We start from the raw sequence: 22,897 nt of genomic DNA on the forward strand, positions 1-22,897 counted from the left end.
TTTAGAAAAATAGTAATTGGTGGAGTCTGTCTAATTATTTAAGAAGATATGCAGAAAATTTATAACGAGTGAGGTAATATTATGAAAAAAATTATTAGAAAAAACCCTAAGCTAATGCCAAAACCATTAGGCGACTACAGTCATATCACTAGAGTGCCTAATGGGGCAGCCTTAATAGTAACATCAGGTCAAGTAGGAACAGATATGAAAGGCAATGTTCCGAAGAGTTTAAACGACCAAATAGCTAATACTTTTGCAAACATGAAAAAGATTCTTGAATCAGAGGGGTTGTCTCAAAAAAACGTTATTAAGGTTAATATCTGGGCGACTGAAGAGATAGACTGGGATTATTTCGACCTTAAATGGATTAAGTTTTTTGATAATGAATCCCCATCTATGACAATTGCATATATAACAGCATTAGGATTACCTGAATTAAAAATAGAAATTGAGCTATGGTGTGCTGAAAATTAATGACAAAAAGGGGTCACACGACCGAAAAAAGAAAATTGCACATTAAGGAATATTTTCACATATTATTGAGAAATAAAAACACAGAGAAAATGATTTTCCCTGTGTTTTTATTTCTGTTTTATTCTATTTTTTCGTAGTGGCCGTAAGATTTCAAAATTCACTTTTTGATTTAAATTCCAAATATAATCTCCTGTAAGTGCGATATATTCCCAGCCTAATGGAGAGATGTGCTGAATATATTCCTCTGGAATATGAATACCTTTACTCCGTAACGTTTCAATTGCACGAGAGATATAGATAGAATTCCAGGTTACAATCGCAGAAATAATGAGTTGAAGTCCACTTGCACGATGTAATTGATCTTCATAGGATCGATCACGAATTTCTCCTAATTGATTAAAGAATACAGCTCTAGCCAAAGATGTTTTACTTTCGCCTTTATTTAACTCAACCTGAACTTTTCTTCTATGCTCAGGATCTTATATCCATTTTAACATATATAAACTTCGTTCTATCCGGCCAATCTCACGAAGCGCAATAGATAAACTATTCTTTCTAGGATAAGATGATAATTTTTTGAAAATCAGGGAAGCTTTAACTGTCCCTTGTCGGGGCACGGCAACAATTTGCCCTTTTTCGGGCCACTTATAAAAAACTTTGAAATGTATAATAAAATTTTGACTTTAAGGTAATTAGATTTGGAGTTTTCAAGAACGCTTTTTTTTAATATGTTCCGTAAATTCATTTCAAAAAGTTAACGGAATTCCAGCTCTGTTAACTTTTTGAAAGTGGCGAGTGGCCTCTAAAAGTAGTAATCTTTGCCGTGCGCACCTACATCTACTAACTTCCATAACAATACATTATCAACTTTGTTAAAAATTAAATGAAATTCTTAACAAAGTTGAACTTAAGTAACAATTAATACCATAAAAAACCTCCAATATGGAGATTTTTTTATGGTATTAAAATTTGATCTAAAAGGCTAATATCATATTTATTTAAGTCTACAATATCTAACCCTACAAAACTTTCAAATTTTTCATCCGAGAAACAAAAATCAATCCCTTTATAATGAAATTTTTGATTCACTTCTTGCTTATTTAAGCGGAAAGAATAGATACCACCATCTTTAGTATATATCTGTGTAGAGCCTGCTAATTTAGATAACTCTAAAGCAATTGGACCAAATACCTCGATACCAACAATTCTATCCTGTTCATCGATATCTAATTCTAAATATTCGTTGACTTCTAATTCATCAGTAAGTTGAATTTTATATTGAGCTGTTGAAGATAAAGTGTATAAATAAGCTAATTTTGATTCAATATCATAAGTAATTCTTGGTTTCATTTCTTCTGTCTTACCTCCAGCGACTTTTTGGAGAAGATGTTTTATAAGTTGTTGTTAAAGAATTTCCTTTTCTTGCTACTGCTACACCCTTATAGTAATAGACTGCGGAATTATATATTGGATCATAATATTTCTTCCCTTTTGTAGCTGCATTGAAACCTTGAACAGGTGAAACACCACGTTCATACATACGTTCAGCAAGATGCCATGTAGCACGAATTGCAGGCATTCCATACTTTTTAAATAAAGCAGTAACTTCAGGAGTTGCATATAATTCTGCCTCAAGTTTTTGTTCTTCTAATAGTAATTCTTGAACATCGAAATCTGGATTAATAGTATCACGATATGCCCAAGTTTCTGCATCAATTAAAAGTTCTGTTTCATCTAAACTAAGGATTTCTTGTTCCAATTCCATGGCTTCTTCTGTCGTCATAGTAGAATCAACTTGTTCAATTTTTTGATTTTCTACTAAATTTGACGAATCAAGGTTTAATAATTGCTCATTTGTTAAATGAGTATTATTTTTTGGTTGTGATAATTCAACAGTTTCAGCCAAAGTGGGTCCTACTACAGTAAAAAGCATAACAGTAGTAATTAAAGCAATTAACTTTTTCATTATCTCTACTCCCTTCAAAATATTAACATAGGTTTCGAGTAAAGTTTGATTAATCACCTCTTACAAATCCACATTCTGTGTTAAACAAACAGACTCCATTTTGAAAAAAAATTCATCAAAATAGAATCTTTCTCTGTGACTAAATGTTCAATTTTCATAAAAAATTTTGATCAAAACATATTTAGAATCCTTTAATTAAAAAGATATAGCATCAAATCCTTCTTATAAACATCGTGACTTTATTTCATGTCCATATTTACAACTGTTACTGTAAAAAATGATGTTCTTTAATCTAGTTTGAAACAATACCTCTATTATTACCTATATATTCTTTAAAATTGAATATATCTCAGTACAAAAAGAGCTCCCGAAATCAATTGATTTGGTTCAAGAGCTTTTTTAATGCATTTTTTACAGTGACATTTATGTATAACCAAAAGATTTCGGTCCTTAATTTCATTGATCTTACGATAAATGAACATACTACATCATTAATATCATGTATAGTAAATTACATTAATTATACCAATTACCATATGGAAATATTAACATAAAAAAGAAATGATTTGCAGTGTTATAAAACTTTTTTATACATGTTATTTTTATATTTAGATTACATAGTGTTAATTACAATGCTTACCTTGAAAAAATGTAGAAAAGAGGTGAATAAGGTTAAAAAGATTTTAATTCTTATACTAACAGGACTAGTTTTGTGTAGTTCACTTTTTTATTTTCTTTTTTATAGTGAGTCTACATTATCAAAAACAAAATCTAATATTCCCTACAAAACGAAAAAACAATCTGTAACTTGGGGAAGAAAGGCTGTAATAGAAGATAAATTTACTCATATTCAAAATACAATCAAGGTTGCTATTTTGGATAGTGGTATATATAAAGAACATGAAGATTTAAAAGGTAAAGTTGTAAAAGAATTTAATACTATTAATTTAAATACTCCTATTACTGATGAAACTGGCCATGGAACTGCTATTGCTGGAATCATAGCTGCTGAAAATAATAATTTAGGAATTTTAGGTGTAGTTCCAAACGTTCTACTCTATGACGTCACAGTCCTTAATAATCAAGGTAAAGGCGATGTTGATCATCTTATTAAGGGGATACGTTGGTGTATAGAACAACAAGTTAATATATTAAACATTAGCTTTGGCTTACAATCTGAAAGTCCTGAATTAAAAAAAGCAATAGATGAAGCAGTAGATTCTGGAATTATTGTAGTAGCAGCTTCCGGTAATACCTATGGTTTGAGCGTAGACTATCCTGCTAAGTATGAAAATGTTATATCAATATCATCAGTAAATAAGGAATTTAAACGTGCTAGCTCATCTGCCAAAGGAAAAATAGATTTTGCAGCCCCAGGAGTTGATATATTGTCAACAAATCAAGATGGAGGTTATTCCATATATAGTGGAACATCGTTTGCTACTGCATTTGCAACAGGTGTTATATCTGTATTATTAGCTGAGAGTGACAATAAGCTTAACTTGGACCAAATTAAAAAAACTTTAATTGAGCGTTCAATAGATCTAGGAAGTAAGGGTTATGATAATGAATTTGGCCATGGTTTAATCCAAAAATGACTAGGAGTGACTAAAGATGCAAAAATCGTTAATAAAAATAATGATATTGACTTTATTTATTACTTTAATTCCTAATTTAGGGATTATTGTTCAAGAAGCTAATGCTGCAACACAAGAAACAAATCTAATTGATCAAAATATAGAACGACAAGTTGATAGCAGCATTTCAGAAGGCGTAAATGTTGATGTTATTACAGATAATAGTGCAGAAATCATAGTAGAAAGTGCAGTAAATGCCGTAGATTTTACCGCATCAACGGATGTTTCTTTAGATAAAGAAACAGGTGATGTCCAGGTTAATGGAAACTTTATTGATGAAAATGGGGAAGAAATAAAAGTAAATTTTGATGTTGAAGTAATTGAATCGAATGAAGAAGTATTCATCGCCAACTTTAAAGATCAAAAAACTGGGGAAATATACGAGTACGATACAACAAAACTTCAGGCTTCTGTAATACCAGCCGTTCCAGTGGTATTAGCTTTAGTAGCCAGAGTAGGTATACAAGCTGCTATTAAAAAGTGGGGAAAAACTGCTTTAAGACAAGTTTCTAAGCAACTAACAAAATCTAATAGCCCAGTGTGGAAAGGTCTATCATCACATAAAGGAAAAACAAAAACTAGTGGTAAAGGTTCAAAAAAGAAATACTATGAATGGGATCATACTCATAATGACATTGAGGTTTATAATAGTAAAGGTAAGCATCTAGGAAGTATGGACCCCCTTACTGGTGAGATGATTAAAGGTCCCGTTAAAGGTAGATCTATAAAAATATAATAGTTTGAACAGAGGTGTACTATTTCTTGAAAAAAATTAGAGGTTGGAAAAGAAGAGTAAGAAAGCTGAATCAATGGAAGGTAGAGAATAGTCAATTTGATAATAAATTTTTAGAGGTAAACCATTTTGATTATGTAAAGACTTTTAATTATCTAGACAAACGAGATTTACCAATTTGGTATAAGAGGAAAGTTATTTGTGCATTAATTGAAGTTTTTCAAAGTTGGAAGTTGGCCGCCGAATCTAAGTTTAGTCACTTTTATTTAAGATTACACATAAATGAAAATGATTTATTAGATTCCCAGTTAATTCTAGCTTTAGAGGAACAAATAGTAGAATATAAAAATAAATTCGTCGAATATCAAACTCAATTAGAAAAGCCGTTATTTTTAAATGACATCGCTCTCAATTGGCGAGCATATCATTTAGTTTCTATTTGGCTAGAAGATGAAATAAATACTCTATCTGCCACAGAAAAAGAATTATTATTAAATAATTTACTAGATGTCCGAAAAGTTACCTCCTACGATGATGAAACGTCTAATGAATATTTAATTAAGGACAGTGTTATTTGGGTATTTGATTACGAGAATATTAAAGAGGATAAGTATAAAAAATAAATAACCTCTAGAACATGAGTTTAGTACTGTACTAAACTCATGTTTTTGATTCTAATTAAATTAATATTACACGTTTGAAACATTGCATTGCCAATTAAAAAAGAATAGATGATAACTGAGACTGGATATTCTTATGATTAATAGTTACATATAACTATATGTACATTCCAAGCATATAAATTGACAGAGTGGGGGGCGTAAGTTCGATCCTCTCCGGGGTCATACAGTTAGTTATATCAAGGGCTTGAATACGTTTCTTAACAATTAAAAATGTTATGGTCATTACTCAACTTGTCTTTAGTCACCTCGATGAATTGACCTCAGACGGGTATTCAAATGGTACTTTTACTAAAAAGGCTGTCTTAAGAGTGGGTATGCTGTTCGATGATAATGAAATAGCAAATAAAGTTATGACGCAAAATATTGAATTATGCCTGATTAGGAAAGTATTTAATTAGCTGGAGGGTTTAATATTACCCACTGGCTATTATATTGGCTAAAATTCTACGTCCTTGTTGTGCATATTTGTACAGTCTGAAAATATTTGTTTTGCACAATGCTAGATGTATCAAGGATAGAACACTTATTCTTAGTTAGGGTATGAAAAAAGAGACCACCAGCATTAGCTGTTAGTCTTTCTTTTTGCACGTATTAGCGTGCTTTTACTAATACCTGTCATTTCCTCTACTTGCTTATATGAATGTGTTCCCAGTTGCATCAAAGCGTGTTCTATTTGTTTTTTGCTGTATTTATTAGGACGTCCTTCCCTAAAATCCTCACGTTGTTTAGCTATTGCTTTGCCCTCTTGAGTACGTTCTACAATCATATCACGTTCAAATTCAGCAAAAGAAAAGAAGATGTTTCGTATTAGTTTGCTTGCTGGTGTATTATCCATTATTCCAATGTTGAGTATATGTACTTTGATACCCTTATCTATCAATTCTTTAACAGTTTCAGACCCTTGTGTCATACTTCTTGCAAAACGGTCAAGTTTAGTCACGATTAAAGTATCGTTAGCCAACCGAAGTATTATAGTTCTAATACTAACTAAAATGCCAAACACCTCCTTATGTAAAGCGTTATATTTAGTTTGTTATTTTAACAAACGATTCTTCATCCTTTAACAATAATTGAATCGTATAATCATCATTTTGAATTTTTTCTTTTGTTTCTGGCAAAGCTAAATATTCTTGTATCGCTAATTCAATTCCTTCAATTGTTTCTTCAGAAGGTGGTTTATCTAAATCCGTTTTAATTGAAACATAGGAATGCCCTTTCCTCACTTTATAAGATAATCCTGTTAGTTGATAAGTCGATTTCCCTGCCATTGCAGCATATATTTCAGATGCAATATAATGCCCAGCGATTATCTTGCATACGATGTTCAAAGTTAAACGTATTCACTTCAATATCTTTTACATCTAAATTTTGTGACTCTATTTCTTTTTCGATATCCGCAATAATTTCAGTTGACTCCTGAATATGGTCAGGCATATCAATTGTAACAATGTTAGAAAACCATGTTTCATTAAGACCTGCTAATTCATAATCTGCTTCTTCATCATATCCATATGATGTGAATACTTCCTTCACAATCTTACGTACCTTGTCATAAAGACTGTTTGTTTCATCGCCTTGTTCATCTCGAGGTACTTCAGTTGCTTCTGAAACCTTTAATTCATATTTGTCATAGCCATTTTCATATAGATAATTCGTTATCTTTGGTTCAAGGTCATTTGTTGCTTGTTTTAATGTAGAACCTTTCAAAAATAGTGAAATTTCAATTGTATATGGAGATGGTGTTATCCCCACAGAATTAACAGTGTAACCTTCCTTTTCAATTAATTCAAAGAGTCGAGATGTTAAATCGGGATTATACTGACCATCTGAAAAATTAGGAGTGATAGAAATTGGTAAAACTTTCGCCACAATACTTGCCATTGTCGTTGAGTAGAACGGCGATGTGATGATAAATAGCACACATGCTACAGCAATCCAACCGAAATATTTTAAATGACGTTTTTTATTTTTATGTGTACTCTGCAAAATTTTACTTCTAAGTTGGTCTTTGGATTTGTCCGTTATCTTTAGTTGTTCTTCTAATTCCCTAAATTGTTCATCATAGTATTTCATTGGTAATCCCCCCTCTAATCAATTCATTTTTCAGTTCAACTAACGCTCTTTTTAAAGTCATTTTCACTTTACTTTCTGACCAGTTTAAAACGAAGACTGTTTCTTTTGTTGAAAACTCTTTTAACTTCCGCAAAATGATGACATGCCTATAAGAAGGTTTTAATTGTTGAATAGTTCTATATAATTGTTCATTTTGAAAATTCATTGCTACGATTTGTTCAGGTATTGGCTTGTAGTCTTTCTCTTCCATTGTTAAACCCAAATAATGTTGTATAGGGTGCTTTTTTCTAAAATAGTCCTTTGTCACATTATGTGCAATTGAAAATAACCATGTTTTCACAGATGATTTCTGTTCAAATTGCTGTTGATGTCTATATGCTTTTATAAAAGTTTCCTGTGTTAAATCCTCCGCTTGTTGATAGTCTCGCACCATTAAAAGAGTGTAAGTTAGAATCGAATCACCATATTTATTAAACCATTCAGTTAGTTCCTTTTGTTCCAAAACTGTTCCCCCTTTTCTATAAACTTAGACGCACATTAAAATGAATCGGTCACGCTTTAAACAATTGAATTCAAAGAAATAAAATCAATTATCATTCCGCCATCTTTAAGTAATTTTACAAAATAAAAAAGCGTTAATCCCAAGTTGGGACAACGCTACTAATTTGACCTCCAATATAACATTTAACCAATTTCTCAAATAATAACACATTACAAGCTGTAAATGGACTAACCTTCCGTTATCCTCTTCAACTATCTGCCCCTTTAAGTACATTCTTACACAAACAATATGGCTTATTAAATAACAAACTATAAAAGACATAGTGTCTTATTAAAATCACAGTTTTATTTATCATTGTGCATCCATGTCTTAAATTCTGACCTATATTCAAACGTCCACTCTAATACATAAAAAATCACTGAGGATAGTCTCTCAGTGATTTTTTCTTCTAGACGTTTAACAACATCATCTAATTCTGATTCGATGACTTTGAAAGCATATCGTATAGCGTATTTATAATTGAATCCACTACCGCCATTTGTGTAAATAGTGAATTTACCTTTTGCGTTACGAATATCAAATGCGTGTATTAACTGTACCTTTAATAACATCATTGCAACATGAATGGATTTATCTGTATATCCTTTCTCGTAAAGGCATTGGTTCTGGTGTAAAAATATAACACTTGTGCAATGAATCTGTAAATCTTAGACATACTGATACTATTACTCTACAAAAGGGGTGTGTGATCAGTATGAAAAAGGGAACTTTGTTTAAATGGAAGCACTATCAGCCAGATATTATTCTATTAACTGTACGTTGGTACGTACAATCTTAGTTTTCGTGATTTGATAGAAATGATGGAGGAAAGAGGACCATCCTTGGCTCATACAACGATTATGCGGTGGGTCCCTCAATATGGGACGGAGTTAGATAAGCGAATTCGACGTCATCTCAAACAAACGAATGACTCCTGGAGAGTAGATGAAACGTACATAAAAGTAAAAGGACAATGGATGTACCTATATCGTGCCGTTGATTCTGAAGGGAACACGATTGATTTTCATCTCAGTAAATCTAGAAACCATAAGGCTGCAAAGCGATTCTTCAAGAAGGCTTTGCGGTCTTTTCATATTTCAAAACCTCGTGCAATCACAGTTGATAAAAATCCCGCCTATCCCATTGCTATCAGCGGGTTGAAGAAAGAGAAAAAAATGCCGTTAGGCATCCAAATCAGGCAGATAAAATATCTAAATAACATCATAGAGCAAGACCATTGTTTCATTAAAAAACGTATATGCTCTATGTTAGGACTTAAATCTTTTCGCACAGCTACATTTATTCTTGCAGGAGTAGAAGCCATTCATATGATAAAAAAAGAACAGATTGATTTACGGGATCAGTCTGTTCAAAATCAAAAACAATTCATTCATCAATTATTTGGATTAACAGCGTAAAGAACGATTCCGGTAGGAATCCTCATTGTTTTTTGGAATGTATCCTTTATTTGCACCAGAACCAACAGCCACTTCTATATTGAGTGGTTTTGAAGCCATGCATATGCTGAAAAAAGGACCACTTCACCCACAGGTGAAGTCTGACCAAAATGAAGTTAGATTCATACATAAATTGTTTGGAATTGCATTGTAAACTGTCATTTAACAGTCCATATAGGTTCTATGTTTCTATCAAATGGTTTTGCATCAGAACCTCTTTGAATGTCATTACAAATAACAAAGATAACATTAATATAATTACCGAAAAAAGACACCCTAAGGTGTCTTCCTCCGACTTGAACCATCTTAATTTTAATAATATGTATTGGACTCCCATCCAAATATTATTTTACCATGTTAAGTAATGTTGTGCATTGAGAAAAAATAAAAGCACTCTTTCGAGTGCTCATTTTATGCAGATACAGTAGCTTTATTTTTACGGAAGATGCCCATTAATCCGCCAATTAATAATAATACTCCTGGTAATAAGTAAAAGATAGAAATACAAATAAATCCACCAATAGCAGCGATAGTCATCATGATTCCGCCAACTTTCGCTTTACTTCTTACCATAACAGAACCAACGATTCCTAAGATTGATAGGCCTACAGCACCCCAACCTAATCCGATAATCGTATTTGCGCCTTCAGCTTCAAAAGCAGCTCCCATACCGCCGATCATTAAAGCGATAAATGCACAAATAACACCGAAAATACCACCAATAAGTCCTAATACAAATTCAGCTGTTCTTTTCATTTAATTTCTCCTTATTTAGCAGGTGTGAATTCAAATTTCACAGATTTATCATCTAACGTAAAATTAGGTTTATATGTACCTGTATATTTATCTGAGTCAGCTACATCAAAGTACATTTTTCCTGTAATTTGATTACCTGGGCCAATATTCTCGTTCATAAAAGCATTATCTGCGCCGAAATATTCTTTGAATTGGTTGCCATTAGCATCAGCAATCTTCAATTCTTCTGTTCCGATATAAGCATCTTTCTTACCGTTGTTTTTCGCAGCGAAATCAATTTCTAGTACTTTCCCTTTTTCAGCTTTTGAATACTCATTAGGTTCAACGAATTGAGCTGAATTGAAAGTGATTTGTAATCCATTAACTTCTACTGTTTCTCCAGTTTTATAAACTTTGTTTTCAGTAGATGCTTTTTTGTCCTTTTTTTCCTCTTGTTTAGAAGATTCGTTTTTACTTACTTCCTTAACTTCAGTTTCGCCACAAGCAGCTAAACTAAAAGCAAGCGCTCCAGTTAAAGCAATTGTACCCATTTTTTTATACATTTTGTTTCCTCCAGTTATGTAAAATGTAAGATTTCCAAGATTATCATATCGGATGACCTGACTATTTTATGTCGTATTATGTCGAAAAAAAAAAAAAAAAAAGAGAGCGTTCGCTCTTGATGGAAAGTTTGGTAAAATAATGTAAAATTTCACCTCTGGTAAATGGAACTGATTTCTTTTATGATGAAATCAAATCATAGTATATCTTTGTTGTTTTGTAGCATTTTAACGTACAATGAAACTTGCTTAGCAAAACGACCTTGTTGACGTCCATCTAGCTCCTTATAAGCTTTTTGGATGTCAGTAAACTTATTATTAATTTTAATAATGAAAAGAAGAGAGCAAAAGCTCTCTTTTTATTTTATCTATAAATTCCAAGTCCAAATATCATCATTGTGATCAGTTACAATAAAGATGTTTAATTCTACCCTTATAATCACACAAAACACCTTCCAGTTAACCTAGACGGTGTTTTTAATAGTTGTTTAATATCTCTGTATTGTGAATTACATTGCTTAAATTGAATAACAAAAAAGTCGTTTAAAATCAGAGTCTTCTTCAACAATCAAGCGCCCGATTATTGAAGTTCGGTTTTAGACTAATCCACTTCACATATTTACTTTATGAAGCTTCAAGATGAAGACCGCTGCCACGATAAGAAGGGACACCGTCTGAAAAGTAACTGCGAACGCGCTTTGCCCACTTGCGTACAAAGCTGCGGGAGCGACGCCTTCGGGGAGAGAAAAATACCCCATAGAGTGGCTATGACTAGTGGCGTGGCAACCGCAAGTATAATTTTGACCGCTGCCCCTGTCTTGATATGATAACCCCAGTAACTGAACGCAGCCATTGCACCAAGCTCCAGTAGAAAGAATCCGGTGAGGACGCTAACACCTATCCATTTTATTTCCATCCGACTCTTCCTCCCAATAAAAAGAATTAAGAAACTAATGTTAATTTTTTTATATACAATATGTTTCGGTCATATTCTAAAATCCTGCCATTTAACTTAATGACAATCATTTCAAAATTCTGTGATTTTAGCAATCGCTTTATTCTAGAAAATGGACCGATTGTTAAATAAAGGAATGCACTACAAACTAGATCTTTTTATCAAACTTTTTTTACAAATTATCAATCTTTATTATAAATGATTAAACTTTATATTAAATCAACACTTAGCATGATTTTTTTCCGGTTTTTGATTTTCACCTCTTTTATTAGATTGCATGATTTCTAAACATTTCTCTAAAACGGCCTCATTATCAATAATAATATGCAATTTTTTTCTAGCTCTTGTTACCATCTGATAGAGCATTTTTATATTACTATAACGGTAATCGTTTTTGCTTGTTAGTAGATTTTTATCGTAAGTAAAGTTAGAATCTATTACAACAATTACATTATCAAATTCCTGTCTAATAACCTCATGTGCACTTTCATCCTGTTCATTTTGAAATGCTTCATATGGATAATTCACACGAAAACCTGGTGTATAATTTATTGCCTTCCATTCCTTATCTGTATCTGTAAGACCTTTAATATAATCTTTTACCTTAGTACCATCCTCAAAATATTGCATACTAATATTTGAATAAATTTGAGCTGCATTACTTTTTGTTAAATCAAACAAGTTAGTTATGAAGGCAGCTATCTCTTTATTGGTTCTAATTTTTTTGTTAATGGATAACGTATTGGTGAAACCTCCTCTTTTAGAAATTGATGTAAAAAGACAATAAAGCTATTAAATTTTAAAGCCTAAAACAAGCATAACCCCGTTCTAAATTTAGGACGGGGTTAAAATATAGTTGTTTAATTTCCGATATAAGATACTTCACTGTACTCAAAAATATAACAATAAAGTCGATTAAAAATCTAAGGTTTATTCAGCAATAGCGCCCGATTGTTGAACATCACATTAGTCTATTGAATAGTATCGTTGTACTGTGCAGTAAAAACTATGATGTCTTAGTTCTCGAAGAAATATTAATATTTTATACCTTGTTAGTGTTTGGAAAGTTGTCGATAAAACATCTACATCATATATCATTAACTTTCACTCGTAAATACTAACTCTTCAAAATTCTAAACATTTCTTCTTGATGTTTACCTGCTTTTTCTTCAGTCCATTTTTCATCGTCGAGATTGACTAATTCTTTCATGATCTTCAGTTTCAAGCTTTGTTCAAAAATGCTTGGGTAAGAGCTGATTTTCCCTGCAGGTGGCAAATTAGAAAACTTAGAGTTTCCTGACACAGTAATTAACGCAAGATTTCCAAAACCATCAAGGTCATCCGATTCCCAATTTACACCCTCAGCTAGATGCTGTGGTTGGAAGTGTTCTATCGAACTTCTAAATTGAAATTGCCATTCATCACTCATTGTCGGGATTATTTCCTTATCCAAGTAAGAATACCCATCTTTGTATAAAAGATAATCAAGGTAAGTAAATACGATTCTTTCAAAACCAAATCCACTAGTATTCTCAAAATTTGATTTTATAACTTTTATTTTGCAGTAATCTTCAAGAATTTCAATGATATCATATGATTCATTCTCTAGTAACCTCGTTAAAACTAGTGAAATCCAATGCATTGTCTTAGGTGACGTGTAGGTTATGCGCAAGCAGGATTGCAGAGTTCTTATTTGTTTATTATTCTGACTATCATCATTGCCGAAAGTACCTACATATTTGGGCTTTTCCCCTTTCAAATCACTATATTTTTCTAAACGTTGTAACGACCATTTTCCAGTTTCTTTATAGTCTCTAGCATATTCGCGTTTCAAAATATATTTATCAAACAACACACGACATTTTAACATATGATATAAAAAGTTCTTTGCTCTATCAGCATCATTCCAAGCCCATGATAGATTATTCAAAAAGTGTTTATCATCAAGTGTTGAATCTTCTTCTCCTAACTTACCAATGACTGCATTTACCTGTAATAAAAAATTTGGGAATGAAATAGTCGATTCAAAGCGTTCATTCTCACCTTCATCCTTACTTCCTCCATTATTGAGTAGCTTCTTACTTTTTAGAATGTCAATCAAAGGAACAGAATGTTTATCATCTTCATCATTCGGAATACATTCTCTAATTGAATCAAAATCGTCAATATGATCCTTGATGCTAGACCAATCTTTTGTAAAAAGAGCCTTTCTAACTTTGGGATCAAAATTCATTTGGATATATGAGTCCATATCAGAGCATTTTTCCCAAATCAATGCTGCAGTTTTTTTTATCGTGTTCTGTATCCAAAACTTCTAAAAACTTTGCCTTTGCTATTTCATGAAGTTCTAGTTGCTCACCCCGAGTATTCATGATTTCAAAATAATGATTTAAATCTATACCTTGCGGAACTTGTACACGAACAAGAAAAACCTTTTCAAGTTTTTTCTTTAACTCATTTTTATCTATTTCTTTCGTTTTTTTAAAATAATTTTCAATGATTTGATAACCCGCTAAGATTTCAACTGATACTAATTCCTCCAGTAATTCACCATTGTTCTTATTGTTTATCATGTGAAGTGTACGGTTTGACTTTTCCCGTGCTTCAAATCTCAACGAATCTTTCGCAAAATTCATGCCAAGATAATTTTCTAATAGAAATAATGTCGTCAACCTTTGTTGTCCATCTATTACTTCATAAACATTATTATCAGTTTGATTAACAATAAGATTTCCAAGAAAATAGTTTTTATTAAGATCGTCAATTGAACTATTAATATCTTCTATCAGTTGTTCAATTTGCATCTCTGCCCAAGCATAGTTCCGTTGATAAATTGGAACTACATAACTGATATTAGTAAAAATGTTTGATACCGGTATGATTTTTAAATGATTATCCATCTCCTACCACCTATTCCATTCACAAAGTAAATCATACACTGCTTTGTACTTCTCTTTATTTTTATTCTCAATATCGGGTTGCTCCAAAACAATGAGCTTTAACTCTTCAGCATGGTTCATATCACTAATTTCTGAAAACAGATCCAAATCTTTGTTCAACCGCTCATGTTTTCCTCGTGCATATTTATTAATTGTCTGAGGATACACAGCATGCATAGTAAGTCGCAAAGAATAGCTCCATGAATATAATTGGTGCATCACACCTTTAGATAGGCTTTCAATACCAAAGCGATCAGCAAAAAACAATAACGCACATTCATATAACTGTTTAATGTAAAGATCCCCAGAACGTCTACTCGGAATTTGTTCTTTCGTGTGAGCTTTATTTATTAAATTTTGTATTTGCTCAAGTTGATTTCCATAGTGACGGGTATAATGGAAAAACCGTCTTCCTGCGATTAGTGGCTGTGTTAATTGAAATTGATTTAATGCTTTTGATGCAAGTAATTCATTGCTTCCGTTTGCATTAAACTGTTCTAAGAAAAGGTTACTTGCTTTATGATAGATAGCATAATTAAATACATTTGTGGTTTTAATCCCTTTGAATACATCAATGTTACTTGCAGAATAGCCTAAACCATTCTTTCCTTTATACCATTGCGTCAACGGGAACAGATAACTTTTAAATAAGTCATTTAAATCATCCTGGTTCGTATTTTCCCAATCGTTAATAATTCTTACTTTCTGCTGTTCGTCTTCATCATCCATCTCACGTAAATGATATGACTTCAATAAATCATGTGGGTCTAACTCTTTGCCACGAGAATTTTGCGAATCAAAGAATTGAAAAGCCTCTTGCTCGCTGTCTGTGACAATTTGAACTGTACTACAATGTTCTAGTAAATATTGTTTGTATTTGTTTTGCTCATCTTCTGAAAGTTCACTTATCCTCTTAGATAAAATTTCATAATTAGTCACTATTACATCATTAGATAATTGATTATATTTTTCTCGTAATAGCCCTTGAGTCTCATCACCTAAACAGTATAGAAGAATTGAAATGGTTGTCAGTCGCTGCTGACCATCTACAATGTTGTATTTTTCATTTTCTTTATGTAAAATTACAGAACCAATTCTGTATTCTTGTGTACCTTCTTGATATGCATGATAAGTATCAAGGAATAGCGTATTTGTAGACCTCACACTCCAACTATACGGACGCTGATATGATGGTAAGGCTAATTTTATTCCAAGTAATTCTTGTATCTTTGTTATTTTTAATTCGTTATGAAGTAGAGCCATCCATAAATCCCCCCTCGACAAAAAATTACTGAGTATTCCATAATTTCCTCTTGTTTTGGAATTCAATATATCGTTTAAGTGTGAGGCGATAATGAGAGTCTTCTGGATACTCCCTATCAACAGATACTATCAAAGAAGGAGTAAGCTCTGTTTCTCCATTATATAAACCTTTGTTAAGGATCCCGTTCCACCGACTAATATAATCTTTTACAGATTTGTCTCCCAAATGATAATTCTTTCTTAAAAATTCCCCAAATTCCATACCATATCCCTCACTCACTATTATTTTCTAATATGCCTATTCCCTACCATCTGCTTCTTTTCCTTTTCAAAGGGAGCATAAAAATCATTAATGAAGAACTTTACTGCGCAGTATGTATCTACTATGTATTAAGAATGATGAGTTAATTCTTGAATTAAACTGCCAGTTAGTTCAAGAAGAAGTCCTAACTTAAAAGCTAATAAGATTTCTTATCGAACTTTTTATAAATAATCAAACTTTGTTTTAAATTATCAACTAAAAGTCTATCATTCATGTATATTGTAACTATATAATAAAATAAGAGCACACCTATAAAGGAATGCTCTTATTTTGTATATAAGTGAATCCGATTTTATGAATTTAATATAGCATGTTATACCCCTACAACATTACATTTTAATACCTATATATTATACTAAATCTCCCTATCATTGACAATTGTTGTTTCTATCCTATGATTCCAACCCATATTTTGAACGCTAAAACACTAAATAATAAATAGTCTATAGTGTATTGGAGAATCCTATTTTTTCACAAAAACTAAATCATCAAGGTTTCAATTAAATTACTCAACTTTTCACGATCCCATAGTTTAGTATTAGTCTTGCTAGCTAACTCGACAGCTCCTTTAGTATATGTACTATTTGTAATTACCCATGATTCGTCAGCACCATAAAACGCCTTTCCAGCTACAACTTCTTGTATTGCCGCTGTCCCAACTGTACTTTTATAACGTTTGGCCTGAATTACATATTTTTTATTTTGTTTAAATGCTAAAATATCTGCACCTTGATCCCCACTACCCTTGGTTAATTCTGTTCTGAAACCAAGACACTTTAGTAAGTCCGCTAGATATTGTTCAAACTCCTCTCCACTAAGTAAATCTATATCTCCAATAGTTATATATTTTTGCGTATGTGCAGTTGTTCTATTCTTGTTAAGGGAAGTCTCTAACTGTATAGCTCTAAAACTTTTTATTTCTTTTTTTATATGTGTGTACAATTTTGTTGTTCCTTGAATGTAATTTATAAAACCTTTTTCTTTTAAAAATACTGCTAGAAACCCTAAATATGTTATTTGATTAATGTTACTTTCACCGACCAGACTAATGTATTTATGTATAACACCAACAGTACTGTTATATACTGGGGATAGATTAAACAATGGGATGAAATCATCACTATGTTCACTATAGTTTTTTAATAAAGCCATCTCCTTTAAAATAAGTACAAAATAATCTTCATAACCATTAATTTTATAGTTTTTGCTTTTTAGAACGTGTAAGAATGGATCGAATAATTCCTCGTGAAAGGAAATTACCCAGTTCCAATTTTGATAATGGCATGACCCCGAAATATTATCTTTCCTTTCTTCCCCTTTAATTAGTGCTAGTAAAAGTTCATCTGAATTAGAATGAATAATTCCTGACACATAATGCAGTTCAACAAAATTTTTAAATAGTTCGTTAAACTCATTATCTTCTTTTCTATATTGCTTTTCTTCTAAACGACGTTGTAGTTTTCCTCTTCGCCCCTCTTGTTAACGAGTTTACGAATCACTTCAGCAAAAAATCTAATCTGGGTTGATTTTTCCTCGCCCAGTAAATCAATATTATTATTACTATTAAGTTCTTATGAGACAAAATCAGTTTCCACTTGTCCCTGCCTCTCGAAGTAAACTTCCATTTTTTCTTTTTGTTTTCTACTCAAACGGGTTTGTTTTATTAATTCCCCCTTTTTTTCCTCAATAATAGAATTATATTTTTGAATTTCTATATTCTTTTCCTCAACCTCTAAAACACAGTTTTGAAGTAATTGTTCTTTAATATGCAATTCTTCAGTTACACGTTTAAGTTGTGCTACTTTAGATTCGATTTTGATTGAAATAGAGTCTAATTCTTAATTTTGCTTATTTACTTTTAAATCAATGGATTTTAGATTTTTTTTTACTTTGACAACCTTTGATATGATTGCTTTTAATTCTTCCTCTACTTCTTCTCTTTGTGTTAATATTTTTGTAATATCTTTAATTTTTTTTAGCACTAATTTACGTCTCACTTTCTGATTTATTATCTTTAGACTGTCTAAATAATAGTTACATAAAGGTATAATGTACATTTTAATATAATGATACTCGGTCTGTTTACGCTAGCACTGACATTGCTGGCGGTCATTTCCAAATTGACAGCGGGATCTATGGAAGGAGCGACAGCTTTCTCGTACCCACTGATTTTCTTGCCGTTTATCAGTTCGGCCTTTGTTCCCACTGAAACTATGCCTAAAATTATCCGTGCGTTCGCTGAGAACCAGCCCGTGACTTCAATTGTGAATGCGATTCGTGCCCTTTTGTATGGAGGGGCTGTTAGCAACGATATCTGGATCGCGCTTGCTTGGTGCATCGGCATCATGATCATTGCATACTTCTTCGCAAGTAAAGCATTTAAACGCCAGTTAAGGTAAGTACACCATCGGTTTGGTGTCTCGTGGCAACTGAATCTTACAAAATAAAATATATGTTTAGAAAAGCGTGGGAAGATTTTCCGCGCTTTAATTATTTGTCATGTAACTCAAATTTTAAAATTGAAAGTCAACCTTTTATCCCGCATTAACGGAAGGTAAGCCCCCTATTGGTTCAACTAACCATCAGTGTTGAAGAAAACCACCACTGACGGAGGCTTCACTTTATCAGTATGGTCAAGATAGCAACAATTCTTACGAAAACAGCTTATATTTCATATCTAAAATATAGTGACTTTTCCTTTTTTAAATTATATAATTTTAATATTGTGTTATTTAAAAAATTAAGATAGGAGAATTTCTTTTATGCAACCCGAACTTACGCAAGACAAAGTGTATTCAGTTTCATGGTGGGGGGTTATTTGGGCTGTACTGTTTGCGTTTTTGGGAACGGATATTATCGTAGGAGTATTTATTGGCATTCCGTCTACGATTTATACAGAGTTAATTACTATGCAAGAACCAACTGCCCTTCACGTATCTGTCGAAGATACGGCGTTTAGATTTGGAAGATTAATTGTATTACTGTTATTCATTTACGCATATGAGCCCATTAAGAGCTTAGTCATACCAACTTTTAACTTCCATGTGTTAAAAAAGATCAATATGTATATATATGTACTTCTTTTCCTTGCAGTAAGTTGGATTATATATTTATATGTTCTTGAACCACTATTTCCTCATGCAGGAGAAGAACAATATGTAGCTTTAAAATCAGAAATGCTAGAACAATATCCCATTCTTTTATTTCTCAGTAGTACAATACTTGCACCCATTGTTGAGGAAATAACCTACCGCGGTATCATCTTACGCTTGTTCCAAGAGCGCTTCCCATTTTGGATTGCCGCAATTGGATCAAGTTTTCTTTTCAGTATCGCTCACTCATATTCAGTTGGTGTGATGATAGATACTTTCATTGGTGGGATGCTCATGGCGATATTATGTAAGAAGACGAATTCCATTATTCCAGCTATTTTACTCCACATACTGAATAATGCACTTGGTTAAGCGGTGACTTCTTTTCACATACACCAATAATTTAAATATAAAAAAGGTAAGTGGATACACAAAAAATTGTACATTTTCACCGGGAGATGCCAATTTTATCATTTTGGGGTATTTGCTTTTCTTAGCTTGATGGCGATGTGGCGGTACCCCTAATAGTAAGGTCTTTCACTCTAGAATTTCCTTCATTAATATGAGTAAAAGCGTCAAGAAAAGGAATCCATTGATGTAATTCGGGAATAAGATTAGGTAAATCGATATGATTCATTAAAGAATGAGCCTGTTTTCTCAATTTTTTTAATGCTTTTAGCTCTTCTAGTCTGTCTAGTGGAGGAAGAACAATCCTATTGTTTTAAATGCGAAACTCTTCATTCTCCACTAACTTTTTTGAGCCTTTTGATATGTCTCATCTAATTTTATAGCTAGATTCTGTAAGGTTTCTTGTGCTGATGAAGACCAACCAAGTGTTCTTAATATATGTGGTTTGATTGATTCCCAATCTTCATCTTGTAATAGTTGAGCTCTAGGATCACAATACCTTTCACTAGGGGCGGTGAAAATATCATGCCGTTTTAATGCTTCTGTAAATTGTTCAATTGTCCAAAATGTATAAGCACATCGGTCTATTCGATGATTTTCCCTTTTCAGAATCAATGGTACGATATAAATACATCCATTGTCCCTTTAACTATATATATTTCATCTACTCTCCATGAGTTATTCGTTTGTTTGAGATGACGCCGAATTTGTTTATCAAACTCTGACCCATATTGATGTACCCATCGCATAATAGTTGTATGAGTCAGGTATAACCCTCGTTCCTCCATCATTTCACGAAAGCATAAGTTGTACGGTAGGTACCAATGTACTGTTAACAAGATGATGTTAGGTCGATAATGTTTCCACTTAAATATATTCTCCTTTTCCATGCTGATCATACACCTTTTATAGAGTAATACTATCAGTATCGCCAGTTTTAGGAGATTACTTGCAAGAGCTTTAGAGTCTTTTTACCAACCCCTTTTATATATGCGCTTTTTATTTGGCAATCATTTTTCTTAAAATAATTATATATACTATACTAAGAACTGCCCACCGGTTCTACTCATCCGCATAAGATTTATGCTACTTATTGAGCACTGTTAAACAGTGACCTTTTTTTGTTTAAATAAATATCTTATCAAACTTCAACTTCCACATAACGTTAATTGATATATATAATCAAATTTTCCTAACACCTGAAGTAATAAAATGAATGACACCTTCCTTTTTTTTGTGTTTTTCATCATAGGAATCCTGATTTTATTTTCATTACCACTAAATATTTTTGCATTTTTTAATCTGTTATATTTATTCATTGCCTATACCATTTTTAGATGTCTTATCTTCAAAAAATACAGAAAAAACTTGCTGCGTTTTTAATTATTTCAGGCATTTTATATGATTGCACATGCATTCTAGATTTTTATTATTGGTTGGGGATAAAGCTAAATTTTTCTCCTAAACAACGATTTTGTTCACTATTTTGTCACACATATAACTATCTTAATATGTTAGGATAATATAGTCCTTTTTTTAGTATTACCCTCAAAAAAGTCCTAGTCCCCTAGGACCTTTTTTATTTTAAATAACTGTTTGGCATTAAAATTACACAAATCCCAAAAGCATACATACCATATCATGTGGTTTTCTTTTTCAATTTTAGTTTTGGTCAAAATACCTAAATAGGCACTATTTAACTGTAGTTGCGACAGGTAAGACTTGAAGTTATCTCCATCTCTCCCCCACTTCAATTAAAATCTCATCATAATACAATAAAATGCATTCGACTGTGTACGGATACTTTTTGCTAGGAAAAATCCTAGCTTTTTTATTTTTCTATTGATTAATGCTCAATATTTCGTCAATACTGTAAACATCAAACCCTCAATCCCCCTTGGAGATGAGCCGTTAGCTTTTGTTAGCTGTTTTTTTCGAATTCTAATTAATTTCCCCAAGCACATTTATGAAATTTTCGAATGATACAATGTATCCTTTTTTCAGGAAACGGAACTCCTTACGAGTGCACTTTTATGAAGCGCTATTTTTATGTGTCATAGTAATACAAAATGAATTATTTATCCAATTCTCGAATACATACTCTTCAAATCTTTCGATGAAAAAAGATTTTGACCCACCACTGTTTTTCTGTCCAACTTTTTTATACTGAAATATTCCACCCACCACCACTTTTAAATTTATTTTCTAAGTATCCGACATGATGAATTATTGGATACGCGAACACAGAAGATCTTTCCATAACTAAATCCCCAATTTCAATTCCTTTCCTTTTTTCAAACCAGTTTTATGTTCTTGCAAATACTATACTTAAAGTATGACTAAAAGCCATTCTTGCGTTCGCATCGATACTTTCTGCTAATTTTTTGATTTCCACTATCTATTCTCTACTGCCACCAAACTAAGACATAATTTAGGTTTTCTATATGCTGAACAGGATCTTTCTGAAGCAGCTATACGAAACCTAACAACAGCTATTGATACTCCAGAAAAGAGTTATAAAGCTATTTTCCTTATTGCAAGAGAAAACTACAAACTCGGAAATACAGAAGAGTCCGAAAGTATAATCACAGAAGGAATTGAGTACTTTGAACAACAAGGTTTATTAGGGTTCGTTCATGACTACTCGAAACAATTGGCTTTAAAATTCTACTCATCTAACCAGCAAGATAAAGCAAACCAATATTTCTTTAAGTCACACGAAGCCGAAGAAAAACTACGTAAAAAGGAGGCATTAAAATAATGAAGAAAGTAATTCAAGTTTTAGGTATCACTCTAGGATTAGTAGCCGTTTTCGGATTTAGCTTCACTTCAAACAGCATTACTCAAAATGCTGAACATGGAGAAACATTTGCACCAAAAGTACAGGATAGCTCTATCCATTACGTAATGAGAGAACACGGAGAAACATTTTAATACTTAAAAAGAGCCATTCATATATGGCTCTTTTTTCATTACATTAATTTGTAATCTTATGTCTTTAAGTTCATATATTCAGCTAAATCCATCAGACTTTTACTTACGATTGATCTCTCGCCTAA

Annotated in this window: 24 protein-coding genes and 6 pseudogenes; 8 read left to right on the top strand and 22 right to left on the bottom strand. The window is 32.3% G+C overall.

From position 1 onward, the window contains the following. The first annotated feature begins 81 nt into the window (after positions 1-81). Positions 82-474, top strand: coding sequence for a RidA family protein (locus tag QCI47_RS28755; RefSeq protein ID WP_061114610.1), 393 nt, complete (start codon positions 82-84; stop codon positions 472-474). Positions 475-581: 107 nt separating this feature from the next. Here the strand turns inward: QCI47_RS28755 and QCI47_RS28760 are convergent. From QCI47_RS28760 to QCI47_RS28770, 3 genes and pseudogenes are all read right to left on the bottom strand, one after another. Next, positions 582-1,109, bottom strand: a pseudogene (locus tag QCI47_RS28760) (Tn3 family transposase); the annotation flags it as partial. Between the two features lie 319 nt (positions 1,110-1,428). Further along, complete coding sequence (locus tag QCI47_RS28765) at positions 1,429-1,824, bottom strand: DUF2283 domain-containing protein (RefSeq protein ID WP_061114608.1); 396 nt, start codon at positions 1,822-1,824, stop codon at positions 1,429-1,431. A 10-nt stretch (positions 1,825-1,834) separates the two neighbouring features. Then, entirely contained in the window at positions 1,835-2,440 is a 606-nt protein-coding gene (locus QCI47_RS28770) for a hypothetical protein (protein WP_061114607.1), read from the bottom strand. A 620-nt stretch (positions 2,441-3,060) separates the two neighbouring features. Between QCI47_RS28770 and QCI47_RS28775 the strand changes: the two genes are divergently transcribed. The 3 genes from QCI47_RS28775 to QCI47_RS28785 are packed head-to-tail and all read left to right on the top strand — an operon-like array spanning position 3,061 to position 5,433. Further along, positions 3,061-4,038, top strand: a complete 978-nt coding sequence (locus QCI47_RS28775; protein WP_241973567.1) for a S8 family peptidase — start codon at positions 3,061-3,063, stop codon at positions 4,036-4,038. 16 nt (positions 4,039-4,054) lie between these two features. Further along, positions 4,055-4,813: an SAR2788 family putative toxin gene (locus QCI47_RS28780; RefSeq protein WP_061157529.1), complete on the top strand. Its 759-nt coding sequence runs from the start codon at positions 4,055-4,057 to the stop codon at positions 4,811-4,813. Between the two features lie 26 nt (positions 4,814-4,839). Further along, positions 4,840-5,433, top strand: coding sequence for a hypothetical protein (locus QCI47_RS28785; RefSeq protein WP_071742915.1), 594 nt, complete (start codon positions 4,840-4,842; stop codon positions 5,431-5,433). A 622-nt stretch (positions 5,434-6,055) separates the two neighbouring features. Here the strand turns inward: QCI47_RS28785 and QCI47_RS28790 are convergent. The 5 genes from QCI47_RS28790 to QCI47_RS28810 form a co-directional block, all read right to left on the bottom strand. Continuing rightward, positions 6,056-6,496: a recombinase family protein gene (locus QCI47_RS28790; RefSeq protein WP_241973566.1), complete on the bottom strand. Its 441-nt coding sequence runs from the start codon at positions 6,494-6,496 to the stop codon at positions 6,056-6,058. Between the two features lie 22 nt (positions 6,497-6,518). Further along, positions 6,519-6,761: a hypothetical protein gene (locus tag QCI47_RS28795; protein ID WP_353812031.1), complete on the bottom strand. Its 243-nt coding sequence runs from the start codon at positions 6,759-6,761 to the stop codon at positions 6,519-6,521. A 13-nt stretch (positions 6,762-6,774) separates the two neighbouring features. Further along, positions 6,775-7,566 carry a hypothetical protein gene (locus QCI47_RS28800; RefSeq protein WP_353812032.1) on the bottom strand — a complete coding sequence of 264 codons (792 nt, stop codon included), beginning with the start codon at positions 7,564-7,566 and terminating at the stop codon, positions 6,775-6,777. After that, positions 7,553-8,068: an RNA polymerase sigma factor gene (locus QCI47_RS28805; RefSeq protein ID WP_353812033.1), complete on the bottom strand. Its 516-nt coding sequence runs from the start codon at positions 8,066-8,068 to the stop codon at positions 7,553-7,555. The genes QCI47_RS28800 and QCI47_RS28805 overlap by 14 nt, the downstream gene beginning before the upstream one ends. A gap of 344 nt (positions 8,069-8,412) precedes the next feature. After that, positions 8,413-8,682, bottom strand: coding sequence for a hypothetical protein (locus tag QCI47_RS28810; RefSeq protein WP_071742917.1), 270 nt, complete (start codon positions 8,680-8,682; stop codon positions 8,413-8,415). Positions 8,683-8,822: 140 nt separating this feature from the next. On the opposite strand from QCI47_RS28810, the pseudogene QCI47_RS28815 reads away from it, so the two are divergent. After that, positions 8,823-9,525 (top strand): annotated as a pseudogene (locus QCI47_RS28815) (IS6 family transposase). Positions 9,526-9,975: 450 nt separating this feature from the next. On the opposite strand, the gene QCI47_RS28825 reads toward QCI47_RS28815, so the two are convergent. From QCI47_RS28825 to QCI47_RS28880, 12 genes and pseudogenes are all read right to left on the bottom strand, one after another. Continuing rightward, positions 9,976-10,320, bottom strand: a complete 345-nt coding sequence (locus tag QCI47_RS28825) for a DUF4064 domain-containing protein (protein WP_061114714.1) — start codon at positions 10,318-10,320, stop codon at positions 9,976-9,978. A gap of 11 nt (positions 10,321-10,331) precedes the next feature. Beyond that, positions 10,332-10,862 carry a DUF4352 domain-containing protein gene (locus QCI47_RS28830; protein WP_061114715.1) on the bottom strand — a complete coding sequence of 177 codons (531 nt, stop codon included), beginning with the start codon at positions 10,860-10,862 and terminating at the stop codon, positions 10,332-10,334. Positions 10,863-11,056: 194 nt separating this feature from the next. Then, a pseudogene (locus QCI47_RS28835) lies at positions 11,057-11,170 on the bottom strand (XRE family transcriptional regulator); the annotation flags it as partial. A 323-nt stretch (positions 11,171-11,493) separates the two neighbouring features. Beyond that, positions 11,494-11,775 (bottom strand): YrdB family protein, encoded by a 282-nt coding sequence (locus tag QCI47_RS28840; RefSeq protein WP_226809518.1) that lies wholly within the window; start codon positions 11,773-11,775, stop codon positions 11,494-11,496. Between the two features lie 258 nt (positions 11,776-12,033). Then, a complete protein-coding gene (locus QCI47_RS28845) occupies positions 12,034-12,495 on the bottom strand; it encodes an ATP-binding domain-containing protein (protein ID WP_228746220.1) in 462 nt (153 codons plus the stop codon). A gap of 436 nt (positions 12,496-12,931) precedes the next feature. Then, positions 12,932-14,089: an HNH endonuclease family protein gene (locus QCI47_RS28850; protein WP_353812034.1), complete on the bottom strand. Its 1,158-nt coding sequence runs from the start codon at positions 14,087-14,089 to the stop codon at positions 12,932-12,934. Further along, positions 14,067-14,714 (bottom strand): DUF262 domain-containing protein, encoded by a 648-nt coding sequence (locus QCI47_RS28855; protein ID WP_353812035.1) that lies wholly within the window; start codon positions 14,712-14,714, stop codon positions 14,067-14,069. Before QCI47_RS28855 ends, QCI47_RS28850 begins: the two co-directional genes overlap by 23 nt. A 3-nt stretch (positions 14,715-14,717) precedes the next feature. After that, complete coding sequence (locus tag QCI47_RS28860) at positions 14,718-16,016, bottom strand: DUF262 domain-containing protein (protein ID WP_071742921.1); 1,299 nt, start codon at positions 16,014-16,016, stop codon at positions 14,718-14,720. Positions 16,017-16,041: 25 nt separating this feature from the next. After that, a complete protein-coding gene (locus tag QCI47_RS28865; RefSeq protein WP_071742923.1) occupies positions 16,042-16,278 on the bottom strand; it encodes a hypothetical protein in 237 nt (78 codons plus the stop codon). Between the two features lie 540 nt (positions 16,279-16,818). Then, the gene (locus QCI47_RS28870) at positions 16,819-17,709 is read right to left on the bottom strand and encodes a restriction endonuclease (RefSeq protein ID WP_086405068.1); all 891 of its coding nucleotides are present in this window, start codon (positions 17,707-17,709) and stop codon (positions 16,819-16,821) included. A gap of 200 nt (positions 17,710-17,909) precedes the next feature. Then, the gene (locus QCI47_RS28875; RefSeq protein ID WP_071742924.1) at positions 17,910-18,110 is read right to left on the bottom strand and encodes a hypothetical protein; all 201 of its coding nucleotides are present in this window, start codon (positions 18,108-18,110) and stop codon (positions 17,910-17,912) included. Positions 18,111-18,176: 66 nt separating this feature from the next. Further along, a complete protein-coding gene (locus QCI47_RS28880; protein ID WP_353812036.1) occupies positions 18,177-18,335 on the bottom strand; it encodes a hypothetical protein in 159 nt (52 codons plus the stop codon). A 72-nt stretch (positions 18,336-18,407) separates the two neighbouring features. Here QCI47_RS28880 and QCI47_RS28885 point away from each other — a divergent pair. Beyond that, positions 18,408-18,737, top strand: a pseudogene (locus QCI47_RS28885) (ABC transporter permease); the annotation flags it as partial. A 363-nt stretch (positions 18,738-19,100) separates the two neighbouring features. After that, on the top strand, positions 19,101-19,802 hold the full coding sequence (locus QCI47_RS28890) for a CPBP family intramembrane glutamic endopeptidase (protein WP_071742927.1): 702 nt from the start codon (positions 19,101-19,103) through the stop codon (positions 19,800-19,802). A 151-nt stretch (positions 19,803-19,953) separates the two neighbouring features. On the opposite strand, the pseudogene QCI47_RS28895 reads toward QCI47_RS28890, so the two are convergent. Both QCI47_RS28895 and QCI47_RS28900 read right to left on the bottom strand, forming a co-directional pair. Then, a pseudogene (locus QCI47_RS28895) lies at positions 19,954-20,453 on the bottom strand (Tn3 family transposase); the annotation flags it as partial. Continuing rightward, a pseudogene (locus QCI47_RS28900) lies at positions 20,443-20,728 on the bottom strand (DDE-type integrase/transposase/recombinase); the annotation flags it as partial. The pseudogenes QCI47_RS28895 and QCI47_RS28900, both read right to left, overlap by 11 nt. Positions 20,729-22,598: 1,870 nt before the next feature. On the opposite strand from QCI47_RS28900, the gene QCI47_RS28905 reads away from it, so the two are divergent. Continuing rightward, on the top strand, positions 22,599-22,772 hold the full coding sequence (locus QCI47_RS28905; protein ID WP_000755961.1) for a hypothetical protein: 174 nt from the start codon (positions 22,599-22,601) through the stop codon (positions 22,770-22,772). Positions 22,773-22,897 lie beyond the last annotated feature (125 nt).

This window comes from Bacillus cereus group sp. RP29 (assembly GCF_040459765.1).
In the GTDB taxonomy this organism is placed as follows: Bacteria; Bacillota; Bacilli; order Bacillales; family Bacillaceae_G; genus Bacillus_A; species Bacillus_A paranthracis.